The sequence below is a fragment of the Streptomyces sp. SID3343 genome (genome assembly GCF_009865215.1).
Taxonomy (GTDB): Bacteria; Actinomycetota; Actinomycetes; order Streptomycetales; family Streptomycetaceae; genus Embleya.
The window spans coordinates 1-636 of sequence record NZ_WWJX01000214.1; the positions used below are offsets into that span (position 1 = coordinate 1).

A 636-nucleotide genomic window follows, 5' to 3' on the forward strand; every position below is an offset into this window, starting at 1 on the left:
GGTACGCCCGCGGGCCGGCGGCGCGCCGGCGGCCGCGTCGACATTCGCACAGCGGCTGGCCGGGTCGGCGCCCGCCGAGCGCGAACAGGCGTTGCTCGAACTCGTGCAAGGCCACGCGGCGACGGTGCTCGGGCACTCCTCGGCCGCGGCGGTCGACCTCGATCGGGCGTTCAAGGAGCAGGGTTTCGATTCGTTGACCGCCGTGGAACTGCGCAATCGGCTCAACGCCGCCACGGGTCTGCTCCTGCCCGCCACGCTGATCTTCGACCACCCCAGTCCTCGAGTGCTGAGCGGGTATCTCAAGACCACGCTCCTCGGTGAGACGGCCACCGACCAACCCTTCGCCGAGACCTCCCTCGCGACCACGGACGAGCCGATCGCGATCGTCGGGATGAGCTGCCGGTTCCCGGGTGGGGTGCGCTCGCCCGAGGATCTGTGGCAACTGCTCGTCGCCGAAGGGGACGCGGTGGGGGAGTTCCCGACCGATCGGGGGTGGGACACCGACGAGTTGTTCGACCCCGAGCCCGGCCGGGCGGGCACCAGCTACGTCCGAGAAGGCGGCTTCCTCTACGACGCCGGTGACTTCGACGCGGGGTTCTTCGGGATCTCGCCGCGTGAGGCGTTGGCGATGGACCC

1 protein-coding gene is annotated in these 636 nt (G+C 70.8%); it reads left to right on the plus strand.

Annotated elements, in window-relative coordinates:
- Positions 1-636: acyl carrier protein (locus GT354_RS07495; RefSeq protein WP_161355465.1), on the plus strand; the 636-nt coding region annotated here is incomplete at both ends.